Here is an 11098-nt window from a genome sequence, read left to right on the forward strand (position 1 = left end):
TACGTGCTTATACGCCTTGCTTCAGGCTGGCCTCGATAAAGGCATCGAGATCGCCGTCCAGCACCTTCTGCGTGTTGGAGATTTCCACGTTGGTGCGCAGATCCTTGATGCGGCTCTGGTCCAGCACGTAGGAGCGGATCTGGTGGCCCCAGCCCACGTCCGTTTTGGCGGCTTCTTGCGCGTCGGCTTCGGCCTGGCGCTTGCGCAGTTCGTGCTCGTACAGGCGCGACTTCAGCATCGTCATCGCCTCGGCGCGGTTGCGGTGCTGCGAGCGGTCGTTCTGGCACTGCACGACGATGCCCGTCGGGATGTGCGTGATCCGCACGGCCGAATCGGTCTTGTTGATGTGCTGACCACCCGCGCCCGATGCACGGTACGTGTCGACACGCAGGTCCGCCGGGTTGACTTCGATCTCGATCGAGTCATCCACTTCCGGGTACACGAAGATCGACGAGAACGACGTGTGGCGACCACCCGCCGAATCGAACGGCGACTTGCGCACCAGACGGTGCACGCCAGTTTCCGTGCGCAGGAAGCCGAATGCGTATTCGCCCTCGACCTTGATCGACGCGCTCTTGATACCGGCAACGTCGCCTTCGGACTCTTCCAGCACTTCGGTCTTGAAGCCCTTGCGTTCGCAGTACTTCAAATACTGGCGCAGCAGCATCGATGCCCAGTCGCACGCTTCGGTGCCGCCGGCACCGGCCTGGATGTCGATGAAGCAGTTGGCGGCGTCCATCTTGCCCGAGAACATGCGGCGGAACTCCATGTCTTCGACAATGGCGCGCATGCCTGCGGTGTCAGCCTCGACGGCCTCGATGGTGTCGTCGTCGCCCTCTTCGCGGGCCAGCTCGAACAGCTCGGCGCCGCCATTGAGGTCTTCGTCGAGCTTGGTCAGCGTATGGACCACGCCCTCAAGCGATTTCTTCTCGCGGCCCAGGTCCTGGGCACGTTTGGGGTCGTTCCAGACCTCCGGGTTTTCGAGCTCTTTGTCGACTTCAACTAGACGTTCAGATTTGACGTCGTAGTCAAAGATACCTCCGAAGTTCGTCGGCGCGCGTCTTCAGGTCGGCCAACGTGTTCTGGATGGCATTGAGGCGTTCTGCTTCCATGGTGCAAAAATCCGGTCGGAAACGAGAAATTATAGCGGAATCAAGGGGTTCCCAGCCCGCGCGGGTGGGTGAACCCGGCCTTTTCCGGCATCCCGTGCGGGATTTCTGTGATGGAGGCGGGCGCTTGGGCGGGCTTCGGTTAGCATGGCGGCCAATCCACGTGGTTTTTGGCACTACCCGATGATCATCCACTCGCTGCTCGATACCGATCTGTACAAGTTCACCATGATGCAGGTGGTGCTGCATCACTTTCCTGGTGCGCACGTTGAATACCGCTTCAAGTGCCGCAACACGGGCGTTGACCTGGTGCCGTTCATCGAGGAGATCCGCGCCGAAATCCGCCATCTCTGCACGCTGCGCTTTACCGAGGCGGAACTGGATTACCTGCGCGGCCTGCGCTTCATCAAAAGCGATTTCGTCGATTTTCTCGGCCTGTTCCACCTGAACGAGAAGTACATCGAGGTGCGCCCCGCATCGACCAATGGCGCCGGCAGCGACGGGCAGATCGAGATTGTCATCGCCGGGCCGTGGCTGCACACCATCATGTTTGAGGTGCCGGTGCTGGCCATCGTCAACGAGGTGTTCTTTAGCCGCACGCAGAGTCACCCGCAATGGGACGAAGGCAAGCGCCGCCTGACCAACAAGCTGGGCTCGCTGATGCGCCCCGGCCTGGAAGACTGCCGTATCGCCGACTACGGCACGCGCCGCCGCTTTTCACACACCTGGCATGAGCATGTGCTGCTGGAGACACGCGCGCAGCTCGGCGCCCAATACGCCGGCACCAGCAACGTCTACTTCGCCATGAAGCACGGCATGACGCCGCTGGGCACCATGGCGCATGAATACCTGCAGGCCTGCCAGGCGCTGGGCCCGCGCCTGCGCGATTCGCAGATCTTTGCGCTGGAGACGTGGGCCAAGGAGTATCGCGGCGACCTCGGTATCGCGCTGTCGGACACCTACGGCTTTGACGCCTTCCTGCGCGATTTCGACATGTTCTTCTGCAAGCTCTTCGATGGCGTGCGCCATGATTCCGGCGACCCGTTCGAATGGGGCGAGCGCATGCTCAAGCATTACGACGACATGCGCGCCGAGCCCAAATCGAAGGCGCTGATCTTCTCCGACAGCCTGGATATGCCCAAGGTCATCGCTCTGTATGAGCGTTTTCATGGCCGCTGCAAGCTGGCGTTCGGCGTGGGGACCAACCTGACCAACGACCTGGGCTACACGCCGCTGCAGATCGTCATCAAGATGGTCCGCTGCAATGGCCAGCCGGTGGCCAAGCTATCGGACGCGCCCGAGAAGACCATGTGCGACGATCCTGCTTATCTTACGTATCTCAAGCAGGTGTTTGGCGTGCAATAAGGTTCACGCGATCGCCCAATAAGTTTCAGCGGCGTTGTGCGGTTTGGCGTTGACCGGCTCGTATAATCGACCGATCCCACGCCAGCCGTTCCGGATATGACCACACGAGCCGATTCCCCCGCGCAGGATCCTGTTGATCCGCTCGACACGACCCGCGCACGCGACGCCATTTTCGCGCGCATCCGCAACGCGCAACATCGTCCGAAGCAACCTACGCAAGGCGAGCGCGACGCTGTGGCGGACTATATTGCGCGCCATCCAGCTGGCCCGCGTCCGCCGATGCCCGAAGACCTCGCTACGCACTTTGCCGAGCAGGCACTGAAGATGGCCTCCACGCTGGAGTCTGTTGCCACGCTGGCTGACGTGCCAGCGGCTGCGGCGCGTTATCTGTCCAGCTTGAACCTTGCACCGCGCGCCGTCGCTTGGACTACGCTGCAATCGCTCGACTGGGCGGCCGCTGGCGTCACGGTCGAATTCCGTCCGCCGGTGCGCGAGCCACAAGCCGACCATGACCACGGTGACCTCGTTGGCATTACCGGCTGCTTCTGCGCGATTGCCGAGACTGGCTCGTTGATGCTGCTGTCGGGGCCGGAAAACGTGGCCTCTGCCGCGTTGCTGCCCGAGACGCATATCGCCGTGGTGCCGCAGTCGCGCATCGTCGCCCACCTGGAGGATGCCTACACGTTGATGCGCTCGGAGCGGGGCGAATTGCCGCGCGCGACCAACGTCATCAGTGGGCCCTCCCGCACGGGCGATATCGAGCAGACCATCGTGCTCGGCGCGCACGGCCCGTACCGCGTGCACGTCATTGTCGTGACAGGCGCCTGATACCTGGGTTTGCCCAGGCGGTCCTGTCAAACATGTGTGTACGTTTCATCGGGTAACCGCCCCTAGGCGTTTACACTGGCGTCTTTGTTCGTGTGGCGCGTAACTTTGCGGCGCGCCAATGCTTAGGAGAACGTCTACGTGAAACGCCTCTGGCCCCTTGCCTTCCTGTTTTTCTGTGGCCTGGCGCGTGCCGCCGACGTGAGTGGCGCCGAGCTGTCGTTGTGGTGGGGCGCTCCGTTTGCCGGCATCCTGCTGTCGATTGCCATCGCACCGCTGGTGGCGCCCAAGCTTTGGCATGACCACTACGGCAAGATTGCAGCAGCATGGGCGCTGGCGTTTCTGGTGCCATTCGGCATCGGCTTTGGCGGTGAGTCCGCCGTTGCCTCGGTCATCCACGCCGCGCTTGGGGAGTACATTCCGTTCATCGCGCTGATCGCCGCACTGTACGTGGTGGCCGGCGGTATCTGCATTCGCGGCAATATTCACGGCACCCCAAAACTGAATACGGGCCTCATCGGGCTGGGCACGGTTCTCGCCAGCATCATGGGCACGACCGGGGCGGCCATGCTGCTGATCCGGCCACTGCTGCGCGCCAATGAGGCGCGCCGGCACCGTGCGCACGTTGTCGTGTTCTTTATCTTTCTGGTGGCCAACGCGGGTGGGGCATTGACGCCGCTGGGTGATCCGCCGCTGTTCCTCGGTTTCCTGCAGGGCGTCGATTTTTTCTGGACTGCCAAGTACCTCTGGCGCGAGACGCTGATGATGTGGGTGCTGCTCCTGGCGATCTTCTTTGCTGTCGACAGCTACTTCTATCACACGGGCAAGGAAGAACTGCCCAACATCACCGATGCCACACCCGACGAGGCGGGCCCGCTGCGCTTCGAGGGCAACGTCAACTTCATCCTGCTGGCCGGCATCCTGGGCCTCGTGCTGATGAGCGGGTTGTGGAAGCCCGGCATCGTCTTCAACGTGATGGGCACCGAGGTGTTGCTGCAGAACGTGGTGCGTGACATTGGTCTGGTCTGCATCGCTTTGCTCTCGCTCTGGCTCACGCCTGGCAGCGCGCGCGCCGGCAACGAATTCAACTGGGAGCCCATCCTCGAGGTCGCCAAGTTGTTCGCCGGGATCTTCATCACCATTGGGCCGGTCATCGCCATGCTCAAGTCGGGTGTGGACGGTCCGTTCGCGATGATCGTTCGCCTCGTCAACGACAGCGCCGGGCAGCCGAACAACGCGATGTACTTCTGGGCAACGGGGTTGCTGTCGTCCTTCCTCGACAACGCGCCGACGTATCTCGTGTTTTTCAATACTGCCGGCGGCGACGCCAAGATGCTGATGACCGAGGGCGCCTCCACGCTGGCGGCCATTTCGGCTGCGGCCGTGTTCATGGGCGCGAACACCTACATCGGCAACGCGCCCAACCTGATGGTCAAGGCCATTGCCGAGAGCCGTGGCCTGCAGATGCCGAGTTTCTTCGGCTACATGTTGTGGTCTGTGGGCATTCTGGTGCCGATCTTTGGGCTGATGACCTTCGTTTTCTTCCGCTAACCGAACGTGTGCTGAGCGTATGAAACCCGGAATCCTTGTCACCCGCGCGATGTTTCCTGAAGTGCTGGAGCGCCTGCGCGAAACCTTCGACGTGATCGACAACCAGGCGGATGTCGTCTATCCGCCCGAAGCCCTGGCCGAGCGCCTGCAGGGCCGCGTGGGGTTGCTGTCTAATGCCGCCGACACCATCAACGCCGAGTTGATCAGCCGTGTACCGACGCTGCGTGCGGTGTGCAACATGGCGGTCGGCTACAACAACTTCGATCTGCCGGCGATGACGCGCGCGGGCATTCTCGCCACCAACACGCCAGACATCCTGACCGAGACGACGGCGGACTTTGGCTGGGCGCTGCTGATGGCGGCCGCCCGCCGCGTGCCGGAGTCCGAGCACTGGTTGCGTGCGGGGCAGTGGAAGCGCTGGACGTACGACATGTTCCTCGGCGCCGAGGTGTACGGCAGCACGCTGGGCATTCTCGGCATGGGCCGGATCGGGCAAGCACTGGCGCGTCGTGCGAGCGGCTTCTCGATGCGCGTGATCTATCACAACCGCAGCCGGCTCGCGCCCGAGATCGAGCAGGACACACGTGCAACGTACGTCAGTAAAGAGGAACTGCTGAAGCAGGCCGATCACCTCGTGCTGGTGCTGCCGTATTCCAAGGAAAGCCATCACGCCATCGGCGCGGCCGAGCTGGCACAGATGAAGCCCACCGCCACGCTGGTCAACCTCGCGCGCGGCGGCATCGTCGACGATGCTGCGCTGGCGCAGGCACTGGCTGACAAGCGCATCTTCGCGGCCGGCCTCGATGTGTACGAAGGCGAGCCGAAGGTGCATCCGGCGCTGTTGGAGGCCGAGCATGTCGCGCTCACGCCGCACATTGCCAGCGCCACGTTGGGCACGCGCCTGGGCATGGCCAACATGGCCGCTGACAACCTGATTGCCGCACTCGGTTTCGGCCCGCGCGCAGGCCAGCCGCCCAACCTGTTGAACCCGGACGCGCTGGCTGTGCAGCGCGCCGCTTCCTGATCGAACTGAACGCCCTTATGGATTGGTTGGCTTTACTGACGCTGTTTGGCGTGGCCATTGTGGCCGTGCTGTGTGTACTGATCTGGCGAGGCGTCTCGCGCCCGGCTGCAAATGATGTGTCGCCGATGCTTGCGGCGCTACGCGATGAGCTTGCGCGCGGCAATGAACGCATCGAGCGCGAGTTGCGCGGCGAGATTGGCGAGTCGGCACGTATCGGCCGCAGCGACATCACGCAACAGCTGGGGCAGTTCCAGCAGGTGCTGGCGACGCAGCTCACCAGCGTCGCCACGCTGCAGAACAATCAGATCGACACGTTCGCCCAGCAGCTCACCAAGTTGACGGAGACGAACACCCAGCAGTTGGAAGCCGTGCGCCAGAGCCTGCAGCAGCAGGCCCAACAAGCGCGCGAGGAGCAGGGCAACGCGCTGCGCCGCTTTGGCGAGGCGATGCAACAGCAGCTCGCCCAACTGGGCGAGGGCAACGAGCGTCGCCTGGCTGAGGTGCGTGCCACGCTGGAGCAAAAGCTCAAGGACATCGAGGCCAACAACGCGACCAAGCTTGATGAGATGCGCCGCACCGTTGACGAAAAGCTGCATGCAACGCTGGAGCAGCGCCTGGGTGAATCGTTCAAGCTGGTGTCCGACCGGTTGGAGCAGGTGCACCGTGGGTTGGGCGAAATGCAGGCGCTGGCGCAAGGCGTAGGCGACCTGAAGAAGGTGCTGACCAACGTGAAGACGCGCGGTACCTGGGGCGAAGTCCAGCTTGAAATGCTGCTGGAGCAGATGCTCACGCCCGAGCAGTACGACAAGAACGTCGAAACCGTGCGTGGCACCGGCGCACGCGTTGAATTTGCCATCCGCCTGCCCGGCAAGACCGATGCGGATCGTGACGCCACGGTCTGGTTGCCCATCGACGCCAAGTTCCCGAAGGAGCAGTACGAGCGCCTGCTCGACGCGCAGGAACGCGCCGATGCGGAGGCCGCCGCTACTGCCAGCCGCGAGCTTGAGGTGGCAGTGCGCAAGGAAGCGCAGACCATTCATGAGAAGTACATCGCGCCGCCAGCGACGACGGATTTTGCGATTCTCTTCCTGCCCACCGAAGGACTCTATGCTGAAGTGCTGCGCCGTCCGGGCCTGACGGATGAGTTGCAGCGCAAGTTCCGCGTGACGGTCGCGGGGCCGACCACACTCACGGCCATCCTCAACAGTCTGCAGATGGGTTTCCGCACGCTGGCACTGGAGAAGCGTTCCAGCGAGGTCTGGCAGGTGCTGGGCGCGGTGAAGAGCGAGTTCGGCAAGTTCGGCGATGTGCTGGCCGCGACCAAGAAGACGCTGGAGCGCGCGGTCAGCAACATCGAGCAGGCCGAGGTGCGTACGCGCCAGATGAATCGCAAGCTCAAGGCGGTGGAGGCGCTGCCGAGCGAATCTGCGCAGAACGTATTGGGTTTGGAGTCAGCCGCACCATTGGATGACGAGGTCGAGGCAGAATAAGCCAACGGCATCAGCAAAAGAAAAGGGGCGGAAATTTCCGCCCCTTCTTTTATCCGTCTTCGCCCGGGTCAGGCTTCTTCCGGTACATCGCGCAATGCGATCTCGATGCCGCCAAAGCGTGCGGCGACCCAGTTATACGCGTGGCAGCCAAGCCAGAGCGCGCCAAAACCGATGAGCGCGTTGAGGAGCAAACCGCTCAGAATGGCAATGGCCGGGAGTTCACCCGTGCGGACAAAGCCGGTAAAGAAGACCAGCCCGACGATCGGGAGCGAGAAACATAGGTACACCAACACCAGCGCACGCGCGGTGTGGGCGGGGTGGAGGTAGACAATCTCCCTTTTCATCATGGCGTCACGCAAGCTCTAATCATTCAAACTGGCGCAAAGTGTAGCGAATCGACCGACTCGCCGATACCCGCGCCCTGAGGGTGACGCAAAAAACCGACAATATGCAGCCTTGCTTTAAGCACGAGGCGCCGTGAGCGCCACGCTCGCACTGTGATGGGGCCTGCCTGCAACGACAATATGTCAGACGACACAGGTCTCAGGTCTCAGATCAGCCCATCGAACAGCAGGATCTGTACGGCATCCCCCGCGTTCACCTGGCCCTGCTCGTGTGCGAGCACCACGAAGCAGTTCGCCTCACTCATGGACCGCAGCACGCCCGAGCCTTGCTGGCCGGTCAGGCGGACTTCGAGCTGGCCGCGATCGTTCAGCGCAGCAATGGCGCGCTGATACTCCGTGCGGCCGGGGCGCTTGCGGATTGGCGCCACGCTCACGGCCGGTACCAGCAGCGTGCCTGATTCCGTTGCGCCCATCATGCGCAGCAGGGCGCCGCGCACGAAGTGATAGAACGTCACCATGACCGCCACCGGGTTGCCCGGCAGACCAAACAGGAAGGCGCTGCGGCCGTTGGACGCAATGCGCCCGAAGGCCATGGGTCGGCCTGGGCGCATGGCGATCTTCCAGAACGTCACGTCGCCGAGCTTGGCCATCATCTGTTTGGTGAAATCGGCCTCGCCGACGGACACGCCGCCTGAGGTGATGATCGCGTCGGCGTTCTCGGTGGCGGTGCGGAAGGCGGCTTCGAGCGCGGCCGGATCGTCGCGCACGACGCCCATGTCGATCAACTCCACGCCTAGGCGCGAGAGCATGCCGTGCAGCGTGTAGCGATTCGAGTCGTATACGCAGCCGGCGTCGAGTGGTTCGCCGATGGAGCGCAGCTCGTCGCCGGTGGAGAAGAACGCCACGCGCAGCTTGCGACGCACTGCCACTTCGGCGATGCCAAGCGAGGCGAGCAAACCGATATCGGCTGGGCGGAGGATGCGGCCGGCCGCCAGCGCTGCGCTGCCCCGGGCGAGGTCTTCGCCACGCAGGCGGCGGTTGTCGCCGGTGCGCACGGCGTCGCGAGCAAAGCGGACGTTGTTTGCGTCGCCCTGGGTGAATTCCTGCGGGATCACCGTATCGCAGCCGGCAGGCATCACCGCACCGGTCATGACGCGTACGGCTTCGCCCGCGCCGGGAACCCCATCGAATGCAACACCGGCGTACGCCGTGCCGATCACGCGCAACGACACGTCGCCCGTACCCTGTGAGAGTTCGGCGCTGGCAAAGGCAAAGCCGTCCATCGCCGAGTTGTCATGCGAAGGCACGTCGATGGACGACAGCACATCTTCGGCCAGGACACGGTCGAGCGCGCTGCGGATTGGTACCCGTGCAAAGCCGCTGATGGGCTGCACGAAGTCGCGCATGATGGCTTGCGCCTGCGCGACCGGCAGCGCGTTCGGATCGTAATCGGACAGGCAGGAAACGACGGAGGCGAGGGTGGTCATGACGTCGATGAGGGAGGGGGCAGCGCTCTAGCGGCGCTCGGCCAGGTGGTGCAGTTCTTCCAGCGTGTTGATGTTGGCGAAGGCGGCGGTGTCGTCAAACAACACTTCTACCGTCGAGTGGCGCGCAGTCCAGGTTTCGATCTTACGGCCGCCACCTTGCAGGTAAGCGGTCAGGTCGTCTGCCAGCAGCGCATCGATCAAACAGAACACCGGCTGCACCTGCCTGCGCGGTTGACCATGCGCGTCGGGCTCCAGCGTTACCGGCATGGCGATGCGCGCGTTTGCATCTTCAAGCGCGGCCGATAGCCTGGCAGCCAGATCGGTTGGCACGAACGGCGAATCGCACGGCGCGGTTAGCAGATAGCGCGTTTGGCATTGCTCCAGCCCCGCAAGCACACCGGCCAGCGGTCCGGCGAAATCCGGCACCGAGTCCACCACCACCGGCACGCCAAACGATTCGTACGCGGCCAGGTTGCGGTTGGCGTTGATCAGCATGTGGTCAACCTGTGGCGACAGGCGCATCAGCGTATGCATCGCCATCGGCGCGCCGCGGAATGTCTGCAGGCCTTTGTCGACTCCGCCCATGCGGCTGCCCCGGCCGCCGGCCAGTATCAGGCCGGTGATGTCGGATGTGGAAATCATGTGGTGGGTGGCTGGCGGGCTCAGCCGCCGATGTAGGACATTTCAATACGTCGTCCGCCCTGCGGGCCCGCCGGATGGGCTTGGCCATTGGCGCGCAGTTCCGAGTAGCGATCTGCACGGCCCTGCCAGATGGCGCGGATTGAGTTGGAGAGTTCAAGATCAGTCGCGCCGCCGCGCAGCAGGGCGCGCAGGTCGAAGCCTTCGGTCGCGAACAGGCACAGGTACAGCTTGCCCTCGGTCGAGAGCCGCGCGCGCGTGCAGTCGTGGCAGAACGCTTGCGTGACGCTGGAGATCACGCCGATCTCGCCCGCGCCATCCACGTAGCGCCAGCGCTCGGCAGTCTCGCCGCTGTAGTTGGCCGAAACCGGCTCCAGCGGAAACGCGGCAGACAAGCGCTTGACCACCTCGGCCGACGGCACGACGGAGCCCATCTCCCAGTGGTTGGTCGTGCCCACGTCCATGTATTCGATGAAACGCACGATGATGCCGCTGCCCCGGAAATGGCGCGCCATCGGCACGATCTGGCTGTCGTTGTCGTCTTTCTTGACGACCATGTTGACCTTGAGCGGCGCAAGGCCCACCTTCTGTGCAACCTCGATACCGTGCAGTACCTCGCTCACGGCAAAATCGACGTCGTTCATGCGGCGGAAGGCCACATCGTCGATGGCATCCAGACTGACGGTCACGCGGTTCAGACCGGCGTCCTTGAGCGACTGTGCCTTGCGTGCCAGCAGGGCACCGTTGGTCGTCAGCGTCAGGTCCAGCGGTTTGCCCTCTGCGGTGGTCAGGCGCGCGAGCATCTCGACCAGGCGCTCAATGTCCTTGCGCAACAAGGGCTCGCCGCCCGTGAGGCGGATCTTCTCCACGCCGTGTTCGATGAACAGGCGGGCCATGCGCTCGATCTCCTCGAACGACAGCAGTTCGGAGTGACGCAGGAAGCGGTAGTCCTTGTCGAACACATCCTTCGGCATGCAGTAGACGCAGCGGAAATTGCAGCGATCCGTGACCGAGATACGCAGATCGTGCAGCCGGCGGCCGCGTGTGTCCGTCAGCCAGCCCTGTGCAGGGACGAGCGTGTCCGGCACGGCTGGCACCGTAGCGCGATGGTGCTGGCCGTCGCGCAGATCGTAGAGGGGGATGACGGTTTCGGTCATGGTGTGTTGCGGCGCATCAATCCACAAGGCGGGACGATCACGCTGGAGACATCTTCGAGTGTAGCGCAGCCCCTGTTTGACGCGGGGAGCACAATTCAGTCCCCACG

At 63.3% G+C, this 11098-nt stretch carries 10 protein-coding genes; 5 read left to right on the plus strand and 5 right to left on the minus strand.

What is annotated here, in order from left to right:
• Window positions 1–7: 7 nt before the first annotated feature.
• Window positions 8–1112, minus strand: a protein-coding gene (gene prfB, locus R2N11_RS18225) for a peptide chain release factor 2 (protein WP_199031832.1) whose coding sequence is annotated in 2 segments (ribosomal slippage) — window positions 8–1030 and window positions 1032–1112 — 1104 coding nt in all. Because the reading frame shifts where the segments join, the coding sequence is not laid out codon by codon here.
• Between the two features lie 180 nt (window positions 1113–1292).
• On the opposite strand from prfB, the gene pncB reads away from it, so the two are divergent.
• The 5 genes from pncB (at window position 1293) to R2N11_RS18250 (ending at window position 7364) form a co-directional block, all read left to right on the plus strand.
• Window positions 1293–2474, plus strand: coding sequence for a nicotinate phosphoribosyltransferase (gene pncB, locus R2N11_RS18230; protein WP_316681896.1), 1182 nt, complete (start codon window positions 1293–1295; stop codon window positions 2472–2474).
• 96 nt (window positions 2475–2570) lie between these two features.
• Window positions 2571–3302: a LutC/YkgG family protein gene (locus R2N11_RS18235; RefSeq protein WP_316681898.1), complete on the plus strand. Its 732-nt coding sequence runs from the start codon at window positions 2571–2573 to the stop codon at window positions 3300–3302.
• A 138-nt stretch (window positions 3303–3440) separates the two neighbouring features.
• Window positions 3441–4850 (plus strand): sodium:proton antiporter, encoded by a 1410-nt coding sequence (locus tag R2N11_RS18240; RefSeq protein WP_316681899.1) that lies wholly within the window; start codon window positions 3441–3443, stop codon window positions 4848–4850.
• Between the two features lie 19 nt (window positions 4851–4869).
• The gene (locus R2N11_RS18245; RefSeq protein ID WP_316681901.1) at window positions 4870–5874 is read left to right on the plus strand and encodes a 2-hydroxyacid dehydrogenase; all 1005 of its coding nucleotides are present in this window, start codon (window positions 4870–4872) and stop codon (window positions 5872–5874) included.
• A gap of 17 nt (window positions 5875–5891) precedes the next feature.
• Window positions 5892–7364: a DNA recombination protein RmuC gene (locus R2N11_RS18250; protein ID WP_316681902.1), complete on the plus strand. Its 1473-nt coding sequence runs from the start codon at window positions 5892–5894 to the stop codon at window positions 7362–7364.
• A gap of 68 nt (window positions 7365–7432) precedes the next feature.
• Here the strand turns inward: R2N11_RS18250 and R2N11_RS18255 are convergent, their stop codons facing one another.
• The 4 genes from R2N11_RS18255 to moaA form a co-directional block, all read right to left on the minus strand.
• The gene (locus R2N11_RS18255) at window positions 7433–7711 is read right to left on the minus strand and encodes a membrane protein (RefSeq protein ID WP_021195388.1); all 279 of its coding nucleotides are present in this window, start codon (window positions 7709–7711) and stop codon (window positions 7433–7435) included.
• A 203-nt stretch (window positions 7712–7914) separates the two neighbouring features.
• Window positions 7915–9195: a molybdopterin molybdotransferase MoeA gene (gene moeA, locus R2N11_RS18260; RefSeq protein ID WP_316681903.1), complete on the minus strand. Its 1281-nt coding sequence runs from the start codon at window positions 9193–9195 to the stop codon at window positions 7915–7917.
• Window positions 9196–9222: 27 nt separating this feature from the next.
• Window positions 9223–9837 carry a molybdenum cofactor guanylyltransferase MobA gene (mobA, locus tag R2N11_RS18265; protein WP_199030082.1) on the minus strand — a complete coding sequence of 205 codons (615 nt, stop codon included), beginning with the start codon at window positions 9835–9837 and terminating at the stop codon, window positions 9223–9225.
• Between the two features lie 20 nt (window positions 9838–9857).
• Complete coding sequence (gene moaA, locus R2N11_RS18270; RefSeq protein WP_316681904.1) at window positions 9858–10991, minus strand: GTP 3',8-cyclase MoaA; 1134 nt, start codon at window positions 10989–10991, stop codon at window positions 9858–9860.
• Window positions 10992–11098 lie beyond the last annotated feature (107 nt).

Origin of the sequence: Ralstonia flaminis (assembly GCF_958415495.1) — a bacterium.
Taxonomy (GTDB): Bacteria; Pseudomonadota; Gammaproteobacteria; order Burkholderiales; family Burkholderiaceae; genus Ralstonia; species Ralstonia flaminis.